Origin of the sequence: Streptomyces sp. NPDC047453 (assembly GCF_040643155.1) — a bacterium.
GTDB lineage: Bacteria > Actinomycetota > Actinomycetes > Streptomycetales > Streptomycetaceae > Streptomyces.
Genome location: NZ_JBEYTS010000012.1, coordinates 87381 through 108333, shown reverse-complemented (window position 1 = coordinate 108333; position 20953 = coordinate 87381). Strand labels below are relative to the sequence as shown.

Below are 20953 nucleotides of genomic sequence, written 5' to 3'. Positions count from 1 at the left end.
GTGGGCTGGCTCAACGACTTCGGGCCGCCCCCGCGAGGAGGGCGGCCCGAGTCCGTTGGGCGCAGGCCCGGCGGGACGGATCCGTGGTCTCAGGGCCGCACGAGGGCCAGGGCCAGGACCGCGGCCCCGGCGAGCACCGCGAGGGCGGTGAGGACGAACGCGAAGCACCGTGCCCGCAACTGGCGGTAGCGCTCCTCGTACTCGCCGCGCAGCGCCCGGCACCGCTCGGCGACCCGCTGGAGGTCCGCCCGGGCCCGCAGCAGGCAGTCGGAGACGTAGTGCTCCTCGATCTCCTCGCGCTGCGCCGTGGTCAGCCACTGCATGGGCTCGGTGAAGGAACGGGCCCGCTCCTCGGCCTCGGCGACACGGGCCTGCCACAGCAGATAGCCCTCGACCTGCTCGACCAGTCCGGCGGGCCCGTCCGGGCGTTTCGCCGCGTCGGTCATCCGGGCAGGCCCAGGTTCTCGCGCTTGTCCGTGACCGAGACCTCCGGGTGGTGCAGGTCGAAGGCCGGGGACTCGCTGCGGATCACGGGCAGGGTGACGAAGTTGTGCCGCGGCGGCGGGCAGGAGGTCGCCCACTCCAGGGAGCGGCCGTAGCCCCACGGGTCGTCGGTCTCGACCTTCTGGCCGTACTTGGCCGTCTTCCAGACGTTGTAGAAGAACGGCAGCATCGACAGCCCCAGCAGGAACGACCCGATGCTGGAGACCTCGTTGAGTGTCGTGAAGCCATCGGCGGCGAGATAGTCGGCGTACCGGCGCGGCATGCCCTCCGCGCCCAGCCAGTGCTGCACCAGGAACGTGGTGTGGAAGCCGACGAACAACGTCCAGAAGGTCATCTTCCCCAAGCGCTCGTCGAGCATCTTGCCGGTCCACTTGGGCCACCAGAAGTGGAAGCCGGCGAACATCGCGAAGACCACCGTGCCGAAGACGACATAGTGGAAGTGCGCCACCACGAAGTAGCTGTCGGAGACCTCGAAGTCCAGTGGCGGCGAGGCCAGGATGACACCGGTCAGACCACCGAAGAGGAAGGTGATCAGGAAGCCGGTCGACCACAGCATCGGCGTCTCGAACGACAGCGAGCCGTTCCACATGGTGCCGATCCAGTTGAAGAACTTCACACCGGTCGGGACCGCGATCAGGAAGGTCATGAAGGCGAAGAACGGCAGCAGCACACCACCGGTGACGAACATGTGGTGTGCCCACACCGTCACCGACAGGCCCGCGATCGAGATCGTCGCGCCGACCAGGCCCATGTAGCCGAAGATCGGCTTGCGGGAGAAGACCGGGATGATCTCACTGACGATGCCGAAGAACGGCAACGCGATGATGTACACCTCGGGATGCCCGAAGAACCAGAACAGGTGCTGCCACAGCAGCGAACCGCCGTTGGCCGCCTCGAAGACGTGGGCACCCCACTTGCGGTCCACCTCCAGGCTGAGCAGCGCGGCCGCCAGGACCGGGAAGGCCAGCAGCACCAGGACGCTGGTGAGCAGCACGTTCCAGGTGAAGATCGGCATGCGGAACATGGTCATGCCCGGGGCGCGCATGCAGATGATCGTGGTGATGAAGTTGACCGAGCCGAGGATGGTGCCGAAGCCGGACATGCCCAGGCCGAGGATCCACAGGTCCCCGCCCAGGCCCGGCGTGTGGATGACGTCGTTCAGCGGGGCGTAGGCGAACCAGCCGAAGTCGGCGGCGCCCTGCGGGGTGAGGAAGCCTGCGACCGCGATCAGCGAGCCGAACAGGTACAGCCAGTAGGCGAACATGTTCAGCCGAGGGAAGGCCACGTCCGGGGCGCCGATCTGCAGCGGCATGATCCAGTTCGTGAACCCGGCGAACAGCGGCGTCGCGAACATCAGCAGCATGATCGTGCCGTGCATCGTGAACATCTGGTTGAACTGTTCGTTCGTCAGCAGTTGCAGGCCCGGCCGGGCCAGCTCGGCGCGCATCAGCAGCGCCATGATGCCGCCGATCAGGAAGAACATGAAGGAAGTGATCAGATACAGCGAACCGATCGTCTTGTGATCGGTCGTCGTCGCCCACTTCACCACCACGGCACCGGGCCGCAGGTGACGACGGGGAGCGGCGGTTTCCCGCGTGGTGTGCTGGACGTCTGTCATGCGGCCCGTGACACGCTTTCTCTCAGGAGATGGATACGTGAAGGTCCACGCGGTGTCCCGCAGGGCCCGCCCTCCATCCTTCCGCCTGCCGCCTCCGAAGCGGAGGCAGCCGTCGCTGAGACGGAGTAACACCCGGCGCATTGCACCCGGTTGGCCTACGCGTCTCACGCTGATGGCGGGCACGGCGCGCGGCGCGGCCTACGGGGCGGCGGATGGGGGCAGTTGGGCCGGGCTCACCCGCTCCCCCAGGACCTCGGACATGAACTGCACCAGCCACCGCTGGGAGGGGCTGCGCGAGGACTCGTGCCGGGCGTACAACGCCACCTCGATCGGCTCGGTGTCGAACGGGAGCCGGACCATGCGCAGTTGGTGGGAGGAGGCGAAGACCTCGCCGACGTACTCGGGGACGATGGCGATCAGGTCGGTCTGCTCCAGCAGGTACGGCAGCATCGAGAAGCGGGTGGCGTCCACCACCACCCGGTCCAGCAGCCCGTGCGCGGCGAGCACGGCACGCGGGACGACGTGCCCGCTGGGGCCGAAGACGGTGGCGTGGGATTCGGCCGCGAGCTCGGCCAGGGTGACCGACTCGCCCCGCACGCGGGGGTGGTCGGCGGCGACCATGCCGACGTAGCGCTCGTGGAAGAGCGGGATCCGCACGGTCCGGTGGGAGGTCAGCACCGGGGTGCTCCGCCTCGTCGACGTCCAGCGGTCGCACGGTGAAGGACACCCCGGTCGCCCGCTCGCGGGCCGCGGCCAGCAGACGCGGCAGCAGGGTCACCTCGCCCAGGTCGGACAGGGCCACAGTGAACCGCCCGGACATGGCCCCCGGATCGAAGACGTCGGCCTGGCGGACCGTGCTGTCGATGTCGGCCAGGGCCCGCTGCAACGGCTCGTACAGCCGGCGGGCGCCGGCGGTCGGCGTCAGTCCGCGCCCGGTGCGCCGGAACAGCTCGTCGCCGAAGTGCCGGCGCAGCTTGCCCAGGCTGTAGCTGACGGTGGGCTGGGTGACGTGGAGCGTGTCGGCGGTGACCGTGACGCTGCCGGTCTCGTACAGCAGCACGAAGACGCGGGCGAGGTTGAGGTCGAAGGTCCTCATATCGAAGGACTCTATATCGCGAAGGTAAAAGATTTATTGGTGCTCATGTCGGCGCTTCCCTAGCGTGGCGTGCGTCACTCCGAAAGGAACGTCTGTGCCTTCCGTACGCCGCCTCTCCCACGAGTTCCTGGAGCGCCAGGGCCTCACCACCGTGTTCGGCAACCCCGGCTCCAACGAGCTGCCCTTCCTCGCCGAACTCCCCGCCGGCTTCCGCTACGTCCTGGGCCTGCACGAGGGCGCCGTCGTCGGCATGGCCGACGGGTACGCGCAGGCGACCGGCCGGCCCGTCCTGGTCAATCTGCACGCGGCATCCGGCTCCGGGAACGCGATGGGCGCGCTGACGAACGCCGTGGCCTCCCGCACCCCGCTCGTGATCGTCGCCGGCCAGCAGGTGCGCTCTGCCGTCGGTCCGGAGGCCAACCTGTCCAACGTGGACGCCCCGGCGCTGATGCGGCCGCTCGTCGGCTGGGCGGCCGAGCCGGCGTGCGCCCAGGACGTGCCGCGCGCCCTCGCGCAGGCCGTCTTCGAGGCGCAGCTCCAGCGGCGTCCGACGTACCTGTCCGTCCCCTACGACGACTGGGCGGCCGACGCCGGCGACAACGCCCTGGCGGTCCTCGACCGTCGGGTCGGCCGCGCTGCCGTCCCCGACGGGGAGCAGGGCCGCCGGCTGGTCGAGCAGGTCGCCTCCGCCCGGCGGCCCGCGCTGGTGCTGGGCGGGGACATAGACTCTGCCGGCCTGTTCGACGACGCCGTCCGGCTGGCCGAGCGCCTGGGCGGCCCGGTGTGGGCGGCCCCCTCGCAGTTCCGGCTGCCCTTCCCCAACCGGCACCCCCTCTTCCGCGGGGTACTGCCCGCCGGGATCGCGCCGGTCAGCGAGGCGTTCGAGGGCCACGACCTGGTCCTGGTGCTCGGCGCGCCGGTGTTCCGCTACCACGAGCACCTCCCCGGCCGGTACCTGCCCGAGGGCACCCGGCTGATCCAGGTGACCGAGGACGCCTCCGCCGCCGCGCGGGCGCCGATGGGCGAGGCGCTGGTCGCCGACCCCGGAGCGGTCATCGGCCTGCTCCTGAAGCTGCTCGACGGCCGCGAGGCACCCGCCGGCGCATTCCGGCCGGCGCCCGAGCCGCCCACCGGCGAGGGTTCCCGGCTGCACCCCGAGCAGGTCTTCGCCGCGCTGCGCGACGAGCTGCCCGAGGACACCGCCTACGTGGTCGAGTCGACGTCCACGAACGCCTCCTGGTGGCGTCAGATGGACCTGCGCCGGCCCGGCTCCTACTACTTCCCGGCGGCCGGCGGACTCGGGTTCGGGCTGCCCGGCGCGGTCGGGGTCGCCATGGGGCAGCCCGGCCGGCCGGTGGTCGGCGTCATCGGGGACGGCTCGGCCAACTACGGCATCACCGCCCTGTGGACGGCCGCCCAGCACCGCATCCCACTGACCGTCGTACTGCTGCGCAACGGCACGTACGGAGCACTGCGCTGGTTCGGCGGCCTGCTGGGGGTGCCGGACGCCCCCGGCCTGGACATCCCCGGCCTGGACTTCACCCGCATCGCCGAGGGATACGGCGTCCGGGCCCGGCACGTCGGCGACGCCGAGGAGCTGCGGGCCGCCCTCGCCGAGCGCCCGGACCACCCGCGGCTGCTCCAGGTGGACACCGCGCTCACCACCCCGTCCTGATCCGCCCCTGAGAAGAAGAGAGGAAACGCGATGGCACTCCTGGACAGCGACGTCTGGGGCAAGAAGTTCTTCAGCGACGGCTGGAGGGACGCCTCCGGCGAACAGCCGGTCGTCGAACCCGCGACCGGCGAACAGCTCGCGACGGCAGGCCTGGCCACCGCCGAGGACGTACGGCGTGCGTCCGCCCGCGCGGCCGAGGCGCAGCGCGACTGGGCGGCGACCTCCCCGCAGCGGCGGGCCGCCGTACTGCGCCGGGCGGGCGAGCTGCTGGCCGAGCACGCCGCCGAGATCGAGGACTGGCTGGTGCGCGAGGCCGGGTCCGTACGGGCCAAGGCGGCATTCGAGGCACAGCTCGCCGTGGGCGAGTGCTTCGAGTGCGCGGGCCTGCCGACGCATCCGCAGGGCGAGGTGCTCGCCTCCGAGGACGCCCGCTGGTCCCTCTCCCGCCGCCGCCCCGCCGGTGTCGTCAGTGTCATCGCGCCCTTCAACTTCCCGCTCATCCTGGGCCTGCGCTCGGTGGCACCGGCGCTCGCCCTGGGCAACGCGGTGCTGCTCAAGCCGGATCCGCGCACCGCGGTGAGCGGTGGTGTCGTCATCGCGCGCGTCTTCGAGGAGGCGGGCCTGCCGGCCGGGGTGCTGCACCTGCTGCCGGGCGACGGCTCGGTCGGCCGGGCGTTGGTCGAGGCACCCGAGGTCCGGGTGGTCTCCTTCACCGGCTCGACCCCGGTCGGGCGGGCGATCGGCGAGCAGGCCGGACGCCTGCTCAAGCGGGCCCACCTAGAGCTGGGCGGGAACAACGCGCTGGTCGTGCTGCCCGGGGCGGACGTGCCGAAGGCGGCCTCCGCCGGCGCGTTCGGCTCCTATCTCCACCAGGGCCAGATCTGCATGACGACCGGCCGCCACATCGTCCACGAGTCGCTGCTGGAGGAGTACACCGCGGCGCTCGCCGCGAAGGCCGCGGCCCTGCCGGTCGGCGACCCGGCCCGCGAGGACGTCGCGCTCGGCCCGATCATCGACCGGCGCCAGCTCGAGCGGGTGCACGGCATCGTCACCGACAGCGTCGCCGCGGGCGCGACCCTCGCCGCGGGCGGCGAGATCGTCGGCGCGGGCTACCGGGCCACCGTGCTGAGCGGCCTGACGACCGACATGCCTGCCTGGCGCGAGGAGATCTTCGGGCCCGTCGCGCCCGTCATCGGCTTCTCGACGCTGGAGGAGGCCGCGCGGATCGTCAACGACTGCGAGTACGGGCTGTCCGTGGGGATCCTCGGCGACGTGGGGACGGCGATGAAGCTCGCCGACCGGATCGACTCCGGCAAGGTCCACATCAACGAGCAGACCGTCAGCGACGAGCCCAACGCCCCCTTCGGCGGGGTCAAGGCCTCCGGCACCGGGTCCCGGTTCGGGGGCGCCGCCGCCAACGTCGAGGCCTTCACCGAGACCCAGTGGGTCACCGTCCGGCCCGACATCGCCGACTACCCGTTCTGACCCCGTCCGTCCGCTGCCGTCCCCAGGGGGGAACGTCCCGATGACATCCGCCGTCTCGTCCCAGACGTCCGTGCAGTCCGGCACCGCCGGGCGCAGCACCTGGACCGTGGTCCTGTGCTGGATCACCGTCATGCTGGAGGGCTACGACCTCGTCGTCCTCGGCGCCATCATCCCGACCCTGCTCAAGACCCGCCACCTCGGCATGACCGCGGGCGACGCCACCATGATCGCGACGCTGTCGCTCGTCGGCGTCGCCATCGGCGCCGTCTGCGTCGGCCCGCTGGCCGACCGGCTGGGGCGCCGCCTGCTGCTCATCGCGTCGGTGGTGGTGTTCTCGGTGTTCACCATCGTGGTGCCGCTGGCCGGCTCCGTGACCATGTTCGCCGTCCTCCGGCTCATCGCCGGTCTGGGCCTCGGCGCCTGCATGCCGGTGTCCCTCACGATGATGGCCGAGCACATGCCGGCCAGCCGGCGGGCCCGGGCCAGCACCCTGACCATGACCGGCTACCACACCGGTGCCGTGATCACCTCGCTGCTGGCCCTCCAGGTGACCGACAACTGGCAGATCCTGTTCTACGTCCTCGGCGTGGCCGGCCTCGTGGTCGCCGGCATCCAGTGGTTCCGGCTGCCGGAGTCGGAGGCCTTCATGCGGGCCAAGCAGGCGACCGGGGCGCAGCGGGTCCCGTTCACCGAGCTGCTCAAGCCGGCCTACCTGCGCGCGGGCATCGGCATCTGGGTCGCCTCGTTCATGGGGCTGCTGCTGGTCTACGGTCTGAACACCTGGCTGCCCAAGCTGATGAACGACGCCGGCTACCCCGTCCCCACGGCCGTCACCCAGCTCCTGGTGCTCAACGTCGGCGGTGTCGTCGGCCTGGTCGTCGGCGGCTTCGTGGCCGACCGGCGGGGCATCAAGGGGACCATACTCGGCTGGTTCGCGGTGTCCGTGGTCATGCTCGGCTGCCTGAGCGTCAAGATGAACAGCGACATCCTGCTCAACGTCGTCGTCTTCCTCACCGGCGTGTTCGTCTTCTCCGCCATGGTGCTCGTCTACGCCTACGTCACGCACTTCTACCCGGCCGCGGTGCGCGGGACCGCCCTCGGCTCGGCCTCCGGCATCGGCCGGATCGGCTCGATCGTCGGTCCGACGATCACCGGGGCCCTGGTCGCCTCCGGCGTCGGCCACCCGTGGGGCTTCTACTTCTTCGCCGCGGTCGCGGTCCTCGGCTTCCTGGCCGTGCTGACCCTGCCGCGGCACGCACCACAGCCGGAGGCCGCCGAGGTCACCGCCTGACGCGTCCGTTCACCCTTTGCGACGGCGCGGGGCCGCCCACCGGGCAGGCCCGCGCCGTCGCCGCTTCGAGGCCGACCGATCGACCGCGCCCGTGCGCCTTACGCAGTGCCCCGCGCTCCGCGCACCGCGCGCCGGGGAGGGGATCACCTGTCACCCGGCCCGGTCACCCACCGTCTGGCCGGGGAGCACTGGTGTCCGTGGGACGGCGGGCCAGCCGTCGGCGGGGTGCGCGATCGTCCCGGACACGGTCGTACCCGAGTTCTCGACGCCCTCGGGCAGGGCGAACTCCGCCCAGATCACCTTCCCGTGCGGGGAGTAGCGGGTGCCCCAGTGCTCGGTCATCTGCGACACCAGGAACAGACCGCGGCCGCCCTCCTCGGTCGTCGCGGCGTAGCGCAGGTGCGGCGAGGTGCTGGTGCCGTCGGAGACCTCGCAGATCAGCGTGCGGTCGCGGATCAGCCGGACATGGATGGGCTCGCCGCCGTAGCGGATGGCGTTGGTGACGAGTTCGCTCAGCACGAGTTCCATGCTGAAGCCGAGCTCGGACAGGCCCCACTCGTCGAGTGTGCGGGCGGCCGCGACGCGGACCCGGGCGACGGCAGCCGGGTCGGGCGGCACGTCCCACTCGGCGACCCGGTCGCAGGGCAGCGCCCGGGTCCGGGCGATCAGCAGGGCGACGTCGTCCTTGGGACGCGCGGGCAGCAGCGCGTCCAGCACCGCCTGGCAGCTCTGCTCCGGCGAGCGGCCGGGGTGGCCCGCGAGGGCCTGGCGCAGCAGTTCCATACCGACGTCCAGGTCTCGCCGGCGGTCCTCGATGAGGCCGTCGGTGTACAGGGCGAGCTGGGTGCCTTCGGTGAGCTCCAGCTCGGCCGTCCGGAACGGCATGCCGCCCAGGCCGAGGGGCGGTCCGTGCGGCAGATCCGGGAAGGTGACGCTGCCGTCCGGGCTGACCAGCGCGGGCGCGAGATGACCGGCGCGCGCCATGGCGCAGCGACGCGTCACGGGATCGTAGATCGCGTACAGGCAGGTGGCTCCGACGACGGCCGCGGCGGCATCGGTCGAGGCCTCGTCCTGGTCGATGCGGCCGACGAGGTCGTCCAGGTGGCTCAGCAGTTCGTCGGGGGGCAGGTCGAGCGTGGAGAAGTTGTGCACCGCGGTCCTCAGCCGTCCCATGGTCGCGGCGGCGTGCAGGCCGTGCCCGACCACGTCCCCGACGACCAGGGCGACCCGCCCGCCGGGCAGCGGGATCACGTCGAACCAGTCACCGCTCACACCCGACTGGGCGGGCAGATAGCGGTAGCCGACCTCCAGGGCGCTCAGCTCGGGCAGGGCCCGCGGCAGCAGGCTGCGCTGGAGGGTGACCGCGAGCGCGTGCTCGCGGGCGTAGCGGCGGGCGTTGTCGATGCTTACCGCGGCCCGGGCCACCAGTTCCTCGGCCAGGGACAGCTCCTCCTCGTCGAACGGGCCGCGCTCCTTGCAGCGCCAGAAGTTGGCCATGCCCAGCACGACACCGCGGGCCTGGATGGGGGCCGAGATCAGCGAGTGGATGCCGTAGTCGACGATCGCCTCGGTGCGCTCCGGATCCTGCGCCCGCCAGCCGTACGCCGACGACAGGTCCGTCACCAGTTCCACGTGGCCGGTGCCGTAGCTGCGGGCCTGGGGCGTGGACGGCAGGAAGTCGATCAGCCGGCCCTTCTCGTAGAGCGGCGCGTCGTCCTGGACACCGCGTACGGCGATACGGCGCAGGCCCGTCGCGGTGCCGGCGGGCTCCTCGCCCCGCAGTACGCCCTCGGCCAGGTCCACGGAGACGTAGTCGGCGAAGCGAGGGACGGCGACCTGGGCGAGTTCGTCGGCGGTGCGGGACACGTCGAGGGTGGTGCCGATGCCCAGGCCGGCGTCGTAGAGCAGTTCGAGCCGTTCCCGGGCGACCTGGGCGCGGCCGGAGATGGCCTGGAGTTCGGTGGAGTCGCGGAGCGTCACCACCGTTCGCCGCCCGCCTCCGTCGCTGTGCGTGGGCCGCTGGTTGACCGCCAGCAGCCGGGATCCGGCGAGGTGCACCTCGTCGGTGGCCATGCGGCCGGAGGTGAGCAGTTCGACCGTTTCGGGTTCCAGCGCCGGGAACTGCGTCACCTGCCTGCCCTCGGCGTCCGACGGCAGCTCCAGCAGCCGCTTGGCCTCGTCGTTCGCCAGCAGCAGCCGCCCGTCGTCACCCACGATGAGCACTCCTTCGCGTACGGAGTGCAGCACCGCGTCGTGGTGGTCGTACATGCGGGTCATCTCGTCCGGGGCGAGGCTGTGCGTCTGCCGCCGCAGCCGCCTGCCGACCAGTGCCGTCACGCCGGTGGCCAGGCCCAGTGCGGCCGCCCCGGCGCCCAGGATGATCGGGATCTGCCGGTGCACCTGGCTGGTCACGTGCTTGACCTGGAGCCCGGCGGAGACCAGTGCCACCACGCGGTCGCCGTCCCTGACGGGAACGGTGGCCTGCACCTCGTCGCCGAGCGGCCCGTGGACGCTCTCGGTGTAGACCTTGCCGGCCAGCGACGGCTCGATGGCGCCGACGAAGCGGTGGCCGATGCGGTCCGGCAGGGGGTGGGTGTAGCGGATGCCGTTCGTGTCCATGACGACGATGAAGTCGACCCCCGCGGACCTGCGCGCCGCCTCCGTGAGGGGCTGGAGCACCTTCGACGGGCCGGGCGTCCGCAGTGCGGTCACGACGCCCGGGGAGTGCGCGAAGGTCTGCGCCACCGCCACGGAACGGCGCTTGGCCTCGTCGTTGACGTCCCGCTGCGACTGAAGGACGAGGGAGAAGACGGCGAAAGCCACAAGCAGCGCCACCAGCGCCACCTGGAGAACGAACACCTGTCCGGCGACGCTTCGCGGGCTCTTTCCCAGCAGCGAGCGCAGCGATATGCGTCGAAGACGGGTAAAACGGTCTGCCATCCGGCATTTGTAACATCCACCCTCCCTCATCGTCACGACTTCTACGATTGATCGTTCAGCGGGAGCCCTGCGCGAACCGTGCGGGGAACCCCCGGATCTCAGGCGCTGGGGCAGGTGAAAGCGCTGTCCACGACAGCGAGGACGAATTCGGAGAGGCGGTCGCCGACGCGACGGTGGACCTCGGCGCGCGGGTGCGGACCTTCCACGAGCAGCAACGGAACGTAGCAGACCCCCCTCGACGACCGGCCGGGCGCACGGTCGCCGTGAACGGCACCGGCCGCACGGTCGACGTCGACTCGCAGCAGACCATCGGCGAGGGGGCGACGCAGAGGCCGACGCCGGAGCACTGGCGCACGGGGGCCACACCTTCCGGTCGCAGCACTAGACGCGCCGCACCTGCGCGCGGAGCAACCACTAGGCGCACGTTCATCCGCACGGGCCCGCGTGGACTCCATGACCGGACAGTCGGCAGGGGCGCGGCCCCGCATGGTCGCGTGCAGGCGCATCGGCATGCGCGGGCCGCAGCCGTACGGGGGCGGGCTGGCGCCCCACCCGCGCGGTAGCTACTGGACGCGCACCCACCCGCACGCGACCTGCGGACGCCATAACCCGACAGGCGGCCGGGCCGACGTGGAGGCGCCGAAGGCATGCACGGGCAGGCCCGACTCACCGCACCGCACGACCGGGCAGGCCGTACAGCGCGCAGCCCCACACGAGCCACGTGCCCGCACGACCGACGCAGAGGCGCCGCAGTCATGCAGGAGCCACAAGCGTGCACGGCCCTCCGCCGCACGCGCGCCATTTGCCAGCGACCCGGCTCAACCGACGCGAAGGCCCCGTGGAGATGCGCGGCCAGCAGACGGACACGTGCGGCAGGCACGGAAGCGAGGCAGGCGTGCGCGGGCAGGCCGACTCACCGCACGCGGTCCACGGACTGCACGACCGGGCAGGCAGCACGGGCCGCAGCCCCACGCGAGCCACATCCCCGCACAAACGACGTAGAGGCGCGCAGGCACGCGGAGCCACAGACGTGCACGGCCCGCAGCCGAACTCGCACCACCCGCGCCCGACCGGACTCAACCGACGCGAAGGCCCCGCAGTCACGCACGGCACGCAGACGCGTACGGTCCGCCGTCAAACGCGCACCACCCGCACAGGACCCGACCCCAGGACCGGGCAGGCAGCGCGGGCCGCAGGCCCACACGAGCCGTGACCCCGCACAACGCGGAGGCCCCGCGGACATACGCGGCCCGCAGACGGACACGTGCCGCAGGCACGGAAGCGCCGCAGGCGTACGTGGGCCGCAGGCACGGAAGCACCACAGGCGTGCGCGGGCCGCAGGCACGGAAGCACCACAGGCGTGCGCGGGCCGCAGGCACGGAAGCACCACAGGCGTGCGGCTCGCTGCCGGGCGCGTGGCGCCCACGCTCAAGTGGCCCGCGCGCGTCGCGGCGGGGGCGGTCACTTCGGCGGCCAGGTGCGCAGCATCGTGTCGAGGCGGTCGAGGATCCAGGTCCAGGTTTCCTGCGGGGCCGGGGCGCTGTGGGCGAAGCCGCCGGCCAGTTCCAGGCTGACGTAGCCGTGGAAGACGCTGCCCAGGAGCCGGACGGCGTGGGTCTCGTCCGGCTCGGCCAGGTCGTAGCCGCGCAGGATCGCGCGGGTCATCTGCGCGTGCCTGCCCCCGGCGCTCACGGCGGCGGTCTCCGGGTCCAGCCGGAGCCGCGCCGCCGCGTAGCGGCCGGGATGTTCCCGGGCGTAGTCGCGGTAGACGTTCGCGAAGGCGGCGAGGGCGTCCTTGCCGGCCCGCCCGGCCAGCGCGTCGGCAGCCCGGTCCGCGAGTTCCTCCAGGGCCAGCAGGGCGATCCGCGTCTTGAGGTCCTGGGAGTTCTTCAGGTGCGAGTACAGGCTCGCGGCCTTGACGTCGAACCGCCGGGCGAGGGCCGAGACGGTCACGTGCTCGAAGCCGACCTCGTCCGCCAGCTCCGCCCCCGCCCTGACCAGGCGTTCCGTGGTCAACCCCGCACGCGCCATACCGCTCCTCCCACCCGAGCCTCCAAGAACCTGAAGCCATTGAATATCTGCCTAAGCCCATTAGGCAAACCGGACCGCGAACAAGCCCGGCGCGAATCCCAACCTTGGCATGGACCTGATCACACAGTCCCGCTAAGCTGCTCCCCGACCCGGTTGAGAGCGCTCTCAGGTCGCGGTTGTTCCACCCCCACCTCGCTGGAACGACGAAGGGCACCCCTGTGAGACGCACCAGACTCCACCGCGTGGCCGTGGCCGCACTCGTACTGCTCGGCAGCTGGGCCGTGGCGGGCACCTCGCCGGCCGGAGCGGCGACCCCCGCCGCCGCACCCACCGCCGCACCCGCCCCCTCCCCCGGCCTGCTCCAGGCGATGCAGCGGGACCTGGGACTCTCCGCGCGGCAGGCCGAGGCGCGGCTGGCGGCGGAGCGCACCGCCGCGGCCGCGGAACCGAAGGCCCGCGCGGCCGCGGGATCCGCCTACGGCGGCTCGTGGTTCGACGACGAGACCGGCCGGCTCACCGTGGCCGTCACCTCCGGCGCCTCCGACTCGGCCCTGCGCGCCGTCCGGACCACCGGCGCCACGGTCCGCACCGTCCAGCACAGCGCACGGCAGCTGGACACGGCCAAGGCCCGCCTCGACGGCACGTCGGCACCCCAGGGCGTGAGCGGCTGGCGGGTGGACCCGAAGGCCAACACGCTGGTCGTGGACGTCGTCCGCGCCGCGCACTCCGACAACGATGTCCAACTCTTCCTCTCCCGGGCCCGTGCGGCCGGCCCCGTCACCGTCCGCACGGTCTCCGCACCGCCGCAGACCTTCGCGGCGGGCACGGTCGGCGGCGACCCCTACTACACCGGCAACGTCCGCTGCTCCATCGGCTTCTCGGTGTACGGCGGCTTCGTCACCGCCGGACACTGCGGCCGGCCGGGCGCCGGGGTGAGCGGCTGGGACGGCTCCTACATCGGCACCTTCCAGGGGTCCTCGTTCCCCGACAACGACTACGCCTGGGTCAGTGTCGGCAGCGGCTGGTGGACGGTACCGGTGGTCCTCGGCTGGGGCACCGTCCCGGACCAGTTGGTGCGCGGCTCCGCCGTGGCACCCGTAGGCGCCTCGGTCTGCCGCTCCGGCTCGACGACGCACTGGCACTGCGGCACCGTGCTGGCGCACAACGAGACGGTCAACTACAGCCAGGGCGCCGTGCACCAGCTGACGAAGACCAGCGTGTGCGCCGAACCGGGCGACTCCGGCGGCTCGTTCATCAGCGGTGACCAGGCCCAGGGCGTCACCTCCGGAGGCTGGGGCAACTGCTCCGGCGGCGGGGAGACCTGGTTCCAGCCGGTCAACGAGATCCTCAACCGCTACGGACTGACCCTGCACACCGCCTGACCCGCACTGGCGAGGGGGTTCCGGCCGGGCTCGGCCGGAATCCCCTTCGCGGCGAGGCGACGGGCCGCGCACGCAGTCGGGGGACGGCGGGCGCGGTCAACGGACGGCGGGCACGGTCATCCGGCGTCGGCCACCTGGCGGACCCTGTCCCGGGCGACCCGGGCCGCGGCGTACCCGGTGCCGGCGACGAAGCGCATCATCGGCCCGAACATCGGGGCGGCGAGCGATCCGGTGAAGTACAGGCCCGGCACCGACGATTCGAACCCCGGGCTCAACCGTGGTGCCCTCGAACCCGGCACCTGCCTGAGCGCACGGCGCACCGCCGGCGACAGGAACGGAACGGCGTCCAGGTCCAGACGGTAGCCGGTGGCGGCCAGCACATGGTCGACGTCGAGCGCCTCCGTCACACCGCCCGGCCCGGCGACGTCCAGCCGTACGACGGACCCGGCGGTCTCGGCCCGTACGACCCGGCTCGAGGTGCGCACCGGCACCACGCCCTCGACCCGGTCCCGCAGCCACCAGCCGCCCGACGGCCGCAACGCGCGCCGGAACAGCAGCAGTCGGGCCGCGGCCGGCAGATGCCGTACCGCGCCGGGGGCCCGGCAGACCGCGGCCAGGATCCAGCCCGTGCCCAGGGGCGAGGCGGGCCTGCCGATCCGCCGCGCCCAGGACCTGGCCTGCTCCGGAACCGTCCCCCACAGCAGGCCGCTCTCCCGGACCAGCACCTGCGCCCGCGCACCGGACTCGTGGAGCAGCGCGGCGCTCTCCAGGGCGGACTGGCCCCCGCCGACCACGGCGACCCGGCGGCCGGCGTACCGGGACAGGTCGGTGTGCTGGCTGGTGTGCGACACTGGCGCCTCGGGCCCCGGGCCTTCGGGCACGAGGTCGCGCAACTCGCCGGGTATGTGGGCCAGTCCGTTCAGGCCGGTGGCCACGACCACGGCGGCGGCGGCGAGTTCCTGTCCGTCGTCCAGCCGTACGGCGAACCCCGTACCGGACGCGGCCAGGTCGACGGCCGCCACCCGGGCCGGCTCCACCTCTCCGACGTACTGCTTCTGGAACCACTGTCCGTAGCGTACGAACACCTCGCACGGGATGGGCGTCAGTTCCGTCAGCTCCGGCTCGCCGTGCACCTGGAGGAAGTCCGCCAGCCGCCCGCCCGGTTCCGGTGCGGACAGATCGACGGCGTCCGGCGTCGACTTCAGGAACATCCCGGTCGCCATGGCGTGCCGCCAACTGCCCATGACCTCCCCGAAGACCCGCACCGGGACCCCCGTTCCGCGCAGGTGCGCGGCGACCGAAAGCCCGTACGGCCCCGCCCCGACCACCACGACCGGAAGCGCTCGGCGCCCCCGCTGCGCTCCCCCGTGGGCAGGCCGTTGCCCCGGAAGCGACTGCGTCATGCATCCCCCCGCTGGTCCCCTCGCCGCCTTCCCCAAGGCCGGCGTGACACTCCGGGATGTGCGCGCCGGCAGAGCACCGCCGCACGTCTCCCCCCTCCGCCGCTCAGTGTTACCCATCGACCGGTGCCGGAATGCGATATGGGGGCACGTTGCCAAAAATTGGTCGAAGCGTTGACCGGCCGCACCGCGCGGGCCTCGACGAGATGGAGAACGGACACCCGGCTCCCGTCCTCGGCGGAGGACGGGAGCCGGGTGTTCAGGACCTAGCGGTCCGTGGCGGCGGGAGAGCCGACCGCGGGTGGTGCGGTCATCAGCTTCCCGAACAACGCCATACAGGTGGAACAGTGTCCAGCCCGCTGTGCGCTCGCGCCGTCGACGTGCTGACCCAGTTTCTGGCCGCACAGGGTGGTGGTCCTGTGCTTGGCCATGACGTGCCAGACCAGAGCCCCACCGGGCTTCTCTACTCCTGCACACATCTCATACATGATCGGCTCCACTCCCTCGATGGACGCCTCTCTCACTCAAGGAGATACCGAGTGGGCCATCCGCACGCAGCCACGGACGGCCATTCAGGTGAAAAATGCGACGGGGGCGGTGCCATCATGGGGCCCATGCGAAAAGGCGGAGCGTTGCGGACGGCGGCCGTGGTGGCGGCCGGTGGGGCGCTGGCGATGTCCCTGACGGCCTGCGGCGACCCGGACCACCGGCGCGCGGCCGGCCACGGCGGGCAGGCGGAGCACGCGCCCGGCCGCGACGCGTCCACGAGGCGGGTGCCGGGCATCGGTGACAGAATGTGGCATCGGGTGCCGGCCGGGTCCCGCCAGGTGGTCGTGGTCTACGGCGCGGGTCAGGGCTCCCCCGACTCGACGGTCGAGCTCTTCACCGAGCGCGGCTCGCGCTGGGAGCGGACGGCTTCCTGGCCGGCCCACAACGGCAGGAAGGGCTGGACGACGGACCATCACGAGGGCGACCAGCGCACACCAGTGGGGGTGTTCACGCTGAGCGACGCCGGCGGCGTACTCGAGGACCCCGGGGCCGGACTGCCGTACACCCGGTCCGCCGCGTTCCAAGCTCCCCGGTACTGGACGAAGAACGCCTGGCACGACTTCGACTACGTCATCGCCATCGACTTCAACCGCGTCAAGGGAACGCCGCCCAACGACCCCACCCGGCCGGAAGGACACTCCAGGGGCGGCGGCATCTGGCTGCACATGGACCACGGCAGCGGCACGTCGGCGTGCGTGACCCTGCCCAAGTCGGCGATGCGGTATCTACTGCGCTCCCTCGACCCGCGTCAGCACCCGGTCGTGGTCATGGGGGACAAGGCGGAACTCGACGCCTGACGCCGCGTGGCCGCCGGCCGGTGCCGCCTCAGGAGCGCGCGGCGTCGAGCAGGTTGACGCGGGCGATGACGCGCTTGCCCACCGGCTCGCGCCGCACCTCGAACCGCTCCACCACGGCCATCACGATCTCCAGACCGTGCTGGCCCACCCGCCCCGGATCGGCGGCCCGGGCCACGGGCAGCACCGGATCGCTGTCCCAGACCGCGATGTCCACGGCGTCACCGGCGATCCGCAGGTCCATCAGGATGGGGCCGGAGGCGTACTTGCGGGCGTTGGTGACCAGTTCGCTGACCACGAGCTGAGTCAGGTCCAGGGCCCGGTCCGAGACCGTCAGCCCGTGGCCGGTCCGCGCCCGGCCCAGGAACTCGGCCGCGAGATGGCGGGCCTCGGCGATGCACGCGCCGTCGCCGTCGAGGGCCGTCGCCACGCGTATCACGCCGGTGTCCGGCGTCGGCTCCTCGTCACCGAGGAGGACGGATTCCATCCCAACCGCCTTCACCACCCTGTTCACGGCGTCCACATACCCCTCTTCCCGCCGGGCACGCATGCGGCGTTCGTGTCGGCTTCGTCACAGGGGCGACCGCCCGGCGCGGCCCACCGGGCGGTGATCCGGCGGCGGTCTCGCCGCGTCCACGACCCGGACAGCTCGGCGACAAGGTGCCGGATGCATCTACCGTTCGTGGTGCCGGTCGAGCGACGGCCTCGACGCCGAGGGGAGCCCAGGATGGCCGAGGACACCGCAGAGCGGACGACGCGGGAGCCCGGTACCGTCGTCGCCCTCCGCGAGGTGGGCGTCCGCCGCTTCACGACCGGGCAGGTGATCCTCGACGGCGTCGACTGGACGGTGCGGGCGGGACAGCACTGGGCGCTGCTGGGCGCCAACGGCGCCGGGAAGACCACGCTTCTGCGGCTGCTCGGCGCCCTGATGCACCCCACGACCGGCAGCGTCGAGGTCCTCGGCGAGCTGCTGGGCCGCGTCGACGTACGGGAACTGCGCGCGCGTATCGGGCACGTCACCACGGCGCAGCGCGTGCCCGGGGAACTCGACGCCCACACCGTCGTGCTGACCGGTCACACGGGCACGGTGCAGCCGCTGTGGCGGATGTACGACGAGGAGGTGCGGCAGCGCGCCCACGAACTGCTGGCCGAGCTGGAGATCAAGGACCTGGCCGACCGGCCGTACGGGGTCTGCTCGGGCGGGCAGCGGGCGCGCGTCCTCATCGCCCGGGCCCTCATGGCCGAACCGGCGCTGCTGCTCCTCGACGAGCCGTTCAACGCCCTTGACCTGCCGTCCCGCGAGGATCTGGTCGAGGCCATGCACCGGCTCGCGCAGGGGCGGCCGCGGCTCGCCACCGTGACGGTCACCCACCACCTCGAGGAGCTGTCCCCCGCCGTCAGTCACGCCCTGCTGCTGCGCGAGGGCCGGCTCCTGTCCCAGGGACCCGTCGAGGACGTGCTGACCGGGCCGTGGCTGACCGCGTGCTTCGGCCGCCCGATCGCGGTGAACCGGCACGAGGGCCGCTGGTGGGCCTATTCCGGGCGGCAGAGCCCCGGGAGCGCGTGAGGCGGGGAGCCGTCCGCTCCGTCTACCAGGTGGCCCGATGGCGCTTTCCCCTACCCGCAGTAACATGATCAACTTTGGCTCCGGGCTTTTCTCTCCAGTCACATCGGGCGCACCGTGCCGCCCGACCCCCGTGTGAAGGATCCCCATGCCGTCTCCAGACGCTGCTCTGCAGCAAGCGCATTCTGACTACGAGCAGCACATGAGGACCTGTCGTCAATGTCATATACATGACATTCCATGCGCCGTGGCCAAGCATCTGATGCGCATCTACAACAACGCCCGAAGAGGCCTCGCCCGCGCCGAGTGACGCCAAGGGGCGGCGGTGGGACCACGAGACCGGTCCCACCGCCGCCCCTTCGCGGCCTGTGGCGCCGTCAGACGGTGCCGCGCCTGATCCGCCGCAGCAGCATGAGGCCCGCGGTCACGAGCACCGCCCCGGCGGCCGCGGGCCACAACCGGGCGCCGGTCTCGGCCAGGCTGCCCCGGACGACCTGCGGTTCGGTCTGCGCGCCGGCCGCCTGGCCGTTTCCGCCGGGAGCAGGTGTGTAGGCGGGCGTGCCCACCTCGCCGCCGCTCGCGGCACCGGTGGCGCTCGTGGACGCGCCGCCCGTGGCACTCCGCTCGGCCGCGCCCGAGGTGTCGGCCTTCGGTTCCACCGCACCGCCCGCGGGCTCCGCGGACTTCTCACCCCCCGCGTCGCCCGCGTCCGTCCCGGTCCTGCCGCCGTTGTCGGTCCGGCCCGCGCCCGTATTCGCTCCCTTGTCGGCGCCCTTGTCGGCGCCGCCTCCGGGCCGCGCGCCCGAGGTCTGCGTCGGCTTCGCCTCGGGCTCCTGCGGCTTCTGCGACTCCTGCGGTTTCTCCGGCTGCTCGCCGAGCTCCGGGCCCTGGTCGGCGCCGGCGCCGCACTGGCGACCGCTGTTGACGCAGTCGACCAGCCGGCGCATCAGGTCGCCGTCGAAGACGTTGATGAAGTCGCCGTGGTCCGTGCCCGGCTTGTGCAGTTGTTCGGGGAAGGAGTCCACGGCGAACAGCGGGGTGGTCGCGCCACCATCGTCCAGGCTCGGGGCGTCGACGCCGTAGACGATGCGCTGCACGAGTTGCGGGATCGCCCGGAATCCGTCCGGGCAGTTGCCGTCGGCGTCGGCGAACGCCACGTGTGTACGGTGGTTGGCGCTGTCGGTGTTCCGGCCGTCCCAGCAGCTCTGGAACCTGAAGGTGCGCACCACGTCGCTGCCCCCGGGGCAGAGCGGGTACTTGTCCTTCAGTTGCCGGTCCTCGAAACCGGTGCAGGACCAGGAGGCGTTGGCGTTGGCGGGGCCGTTGACGAACGCCTTGGCGTCTCCGGTGATGATGCGCAGGAAGCGCGGCATCGCCGTCACCTGGCCGCGCGGACTGCCCTCGAAGGACAGCGTCACCTGCTTCGGCGTCACGATCCTGCCCGTGTTGCCCTCGGTCCCGCCGCCGGGGGCGTCGGCGTCCCGCTCCCGGGTCCCGTCCTGAAGGCGCAGCACGGGCCAGTAGTAGGTGGACTTGTCGCCCTTGTCGGCGCAGCTCGTGTCACCGTTCGCCAGGTCCTGGTCACTGGCGAAGGCGCTGTTGGCCTGGTTGCCGATGTAGTCGTGGATGTGGTGGGCGCCGTTGGTGACGCCGGGGGCGACGATCACGTTGTCCGAGTTGAACAGGCCGCCCTCGTTCACTCCGCAACTGGAGGCGAAGCTGCCGCGTGCGGCGTCCGCCTCCTCACGGGGCTTTCGCGCGGCGGGCTGCACGGTGGTGATGTCCGCGTAGTCCGCGGCCACGGGGCCGTTGCCGGCCTGGCCTCCGCTGTCGGCGCCCTGCTGCGGTTCCTGCTGCCCCTCCCCCTGCCGGCTCTGCTCCTGACCTGCCTCCCCGCCGCCGTCCTGGGTGCCGGAGGTGCGCAGGGTGCAGGCCGCGAGGCCGTCGAGCCCCTCGGGCCGCTCCCCGGCCCGTTCGATCGCGTCGGCGATGGTCCCGATCGTCGCGGCCCGCTGCTCCTTGAGCGGACTGACAATCGTGTTCTCCACGGCGCCGACGTCGAGCCGCCCGTCCTGAACCGCGCCCTGCATCTGCTGGTACGCACTCGCGATCTGCTGGTCCAGAAGCGCGAGTTGCTCGTCGACGGTCGCCTTCGCCTCCTGCGGCACCGCGGTCAGCCCGGCTCCGACGTCCGGGCAGTCGATCGTGGCACCTCCCGCAGCCGGGCTCTGGTCGCGGCCCGATTCCCCGGCGGACCGCACCGTCGACGTGTCCTCGGTGGCGGAGGCGTACACGTTGGCGACCATCAGCCCGCCTCCGCCCAGGATGAGCGCCATCGCGCCGAGCGTGGCGCGTCGCGGGCCCGTGGGGCGTCTGCGCGTGTTGCGTCTCACCGAACTCCTCCTACGCATCGTGGCCGGCCAGGAATGTGAATCCCCCCGCCCCATACGGAGTTCGGCCCGGGGATGTTCAAGCGCCCCGCGGATTCCCCGCGTCGCACGGCCGGCGACGATCAGCGCCTCGTGGATCGGCGTGTGGTGCGAACGCCCGTTCGGCGGGCAAGACGAAAGCCCCACTCCCATCACGGGAGTGGGGCTTGTCCACGAGCGCCGGGCAGGCCTTGC

The 20953-nt window shown here is 72.2% G+C and carries 14 protein-coding genes and 1 pseudogene; 6 read left to right on the top strand and 9 right to left on the bottom strand.

The window, feature by feature from the left end; all coding sequences use genetic code 11:
- Positions 1-89 precede the first annotated feature (89 nt).
- The 3 genes and pseudogenes from ABZ818_RS14150 to ABZ818_RS14140 all read right to left on the bottom strand — a co-directional run bounded on the left by ABZ818_RS14150 (position 90) and on the right by ABZ818_RS14140 (position 3218).
- Positions 90-446 carry a cytochrome C oxidase subunit I gene (locus tag ABZ818_RS14150; RefSeq protein ID WP_361413855.1) on the bottom strand — a complete coding sequence of 119 codons (357 nt, stop codon included), beginning with the start codon at positions 444-446 and terminating at the stop codon, positions 90-92.
- Positions 443-2122 carry a cytochrome c oxidase subunit I gene (gene ctaD / locus ABZ818_RS14145; RefSeq protein WP_361413853.1) on the bottom strand — a complete coding sequence of 560 codons (1680 nt, stop codon included), beginning with the start codon at positions 2120-2122 and terminating at the stop codon, positions 443-445. The genes ABZ818_RS14150 and ctaD overlap by 4 nt, the downstream gene beginning before the upstream one ends.
- A 198-nt stretch (positions 2123-2320) precedes the next feature.
- Positions 2321-3218, bottom strand: a pseudogene (locus ABZ818_RS14140) (LysR family transcriptional regulator).
- A 94-nt stretch (positions 3219-3312) separates the two neighbouring features.
- Here ABZ818_RS14140 and mdlC point away from each other — a divergent pair.
- From mdlC to ABZ818_RS14125, 3 genes are read left to right on the top strand one after another with little or no spacing between them, the layout of a single operon-like run.
- Positions 3313-4893, top strand: coding sequence for a benzoylformate decarboxylase (gene mdlC, locus ABZ818_RS14135; protein WP_361413850.1), 1581 nt, complete (start codon positions 3313-3315; stop codon positions 4891-4893).
- 30 nt (positions 4894-4923) lie between these two features.
- The gene (locus tag ABZ818_RS14130) at positions 4924-6378 is read left to right on the top strand and encodes a benzaldehyde dehydrogenase (RefSeq protein ID WP_361413847.1); all 1455 of its coding nucleotides are present in this window, start codon (positions 4924-4926) and stop codon (positions 6376-6378) included.
- Between the two features lie 40 nt (positions 6379-6418).
- On the top strand, positions 6419-7669 hold the full coding sequence (locus tag ABZ818_RS14125) for an aromatic acid/H+ symport family MFS transporter (RefSeq protein WP_361413844.1): 1251 nt from the start codon (positions 6419-6421) through the stop codon (positions 7667-7669).
- A 150-nt stretch (positions 7670-7819) separates the two neighbouring features.
- On the opposite strand, the gene ABZ818_RS14120 is transcribed toward ABZ818_RS14125, so the two are convergent.
- A complete protein-coding gene (locus tag ABZ818_RS14120) occupies positions 7820-10609 on the bottom strand; it encodes a SpoIIE family protein phosphatase (RefSeq protein ID WP_361413841.1) in 2790 nt (929 codons plus the stop codon).
- A gap of 1461 nt (positions 10610-12070) precedes the next feature.
- Positions 12071-12640 (bottom strand): TetR/AcrR family transcriptional regulator, encoded by a 570-nt coding sequence (locus ABZ818_RS14115; protein ID WP_361413838.1) that lies wholly within the window; start codon positions 12638-12640, stop codon positions 12071-12073.
- A gap of 218 nt (positions 12641-12858) precedes the next feature.
- On the opposite strand from ABZ818_RS14115, the gene ABZ818_RS14110 reads away from it, so the two are divergent.
- Positions 12859-14022 (top strand): S1 family peptidase, encoded by a 1164-nt coding sequence (locus ABZ818_RS14110; protein ID WP_361413835.1) that lies wholly within the window; start codon positions 12859-12861, stop codon positions 14020-14022.
- Positions 14023-14138: 116 nt separating this feature from the next.
- Here the strand turns inward: ABZ818_RS14110 and ABZ818_RS14105 are convergent, their stop codons facing one another.
- Together ABZ818_RS14105 and ABZ818_RS14100 are read right to left on the bottom strand one after the other, a co-directional pair.
- Complete coding sequence (locus ABZ818_RS14105; protein WP_361414026.1) at positions 14139-15350, bottom strand: FAD-dependent oxidoreductase; 1212 nt, start codon at positions 15348-15350, stop codon at positions 14139-14141.
- Positions 15351-15688: 338 nt separating this feature from the next.
- Positions 15689-15901: a hypothetical protein gene (locus tag ABZ818_RS14100; RefSeq protein ID WP_361413832.1), complete on the bottom strand. Its 213-nt coding sequence runs from the start codon at positions 15899-15901 to the stop codon at positions 15689-15691.
- 135 nt (positions 15902-16036) lie between these two features.
- Between ABZ818_RS14100 and ABZ818_RS14095 the strand changes: the two genes are divergently transcribed.
- A complete protein-coding gene (locus ABZ818_RS14095; RefSeq protein WP_361413829.1) occupies positions 16037-16768 on the top strand; it encodes a L,D-transpeptidase family protein in 732 nt (243 codons plus the stop codon).
- 28 nt (positions 16769-16796) lie between these two features.
- Here ABZ818_RS14095 and ABZ818_RS14090 read toward each other — a convergent pair whose 3' ends face one another.
- Entirely contained in the window at positions 16797-17252 is a 456-nt protein-coding gene (locus ABZ818_RS14090) for an ATP-binding protein (protein WP_361413827.1), read from the bottom strand.
- Between the two features lie 240 nt (positions 17253-17492).
- On the opposite strand from ABZ818_RS14090, the gene ABZ818_RS14085 reads away from it, so the two are divergent.
- A complete protein-coding gene (locus tag ABZ818_RS14085) occupies positions 17493-18332 on the top strand; it encodes an ATP-binding cassette domain-containing protein (RefSeq protein WP_361413824.1) in 840 nt (279 codons plus the stop codon).
- Positions 18333-18706: 374 nt separating this feature from the next.
- On the opposite strand, the gene ABZ818_RS14080 is transcribed toward ABZ818_RS14085, so the two are convergent.
- Positions 18707-20722: a DUF1996 domain-containing protein gene (locus ABZ818_RS14080; protein ID WP_361413821.1), complete on the bottom strand. Its 2016-nt coding sequence runs from the start codon at positions 20720-20722 to the stop codon at positions 18707-18709.
- Positions 20723-20953 lie beyond the last annotated feature (231 nt).

Excerpts from the sequence above, each read along its gene's own strand:
- ABZ818_RS14150 (WP_361413855.1), bottom strand. The coding sequence starts at position 446 with ATGACCGACGCGGCGAAACGCCCGGACGGGCCCGCCGGACTGGTCGAG.
- ctaD (WP_361413853.1), bottom strand. The coding sequence starts at position 2,122 with ATGACAGACGTCCAGCACACCACGCGGGAAACCGCCGCTCCCCGTCGT.
- ABZ818_RS14130 (WP_361413847.1), top strand. The coding sequence starts at position 4,924 with ATGGCACTCCTGGACAGCGACGTCTGGGGCAAGAAGTTCTTCAGCGAC.
- ABZ818_RS14125 (WP_361413844.1), top strand. The coding sequence starts at position 6,419 with ATGACATCCGCCGTCTCGTCCCAGACGTCCGTGCAGTCCGGCACCGCC.
- ABZ818_RS14120 (WP_361413841.1), bottom strand. The coding sequence starts at position 10,609 with ATGGCAGACCGTTTTACCCGTCTTCGACGCATATCGCTGCGCTCGCTG.
- ABZ818_RS14115 (WP_361413838.1), bottom strand. The coding sequence starts at position 12,640 with ATGGCGCGTGCGGGGTTGACCACGGAACGCCTGGTCAGGGCGGGGGCG.
- ABZ818_RS14100 (WP_361413832.1), bottom strand. The coding sequence starts at position 15,901 with ATGTGTGCAGGAGTAGAGAAGCCCGGTGGGGCTCTGGTCTGGCACGTC.
- ABZ818_RS14095 (WP_361413829.1), top strand. The coding sequence starts at position 16,037 with ATGCGAAAAGGCGGAGCGTTGCGGACGGCGGCCGTGGTGGCGGCCGGT.
- ABZ818_RS14090 (WP_361413827.1), bottom strand. The coding sequence starts at position 17,252 with ATGGAATCCGTCCTCCTCGGTGACGAGGAGCCGACGCCGGACACCGGC.
- ABZ818_RS14085 (WP_361413824.1), top strand. The coding sequence starts at position 17,493 with ATGGCCGAGGACACCGCAGAGCGGACGACGCGGGAGCCCGGTACCGTC.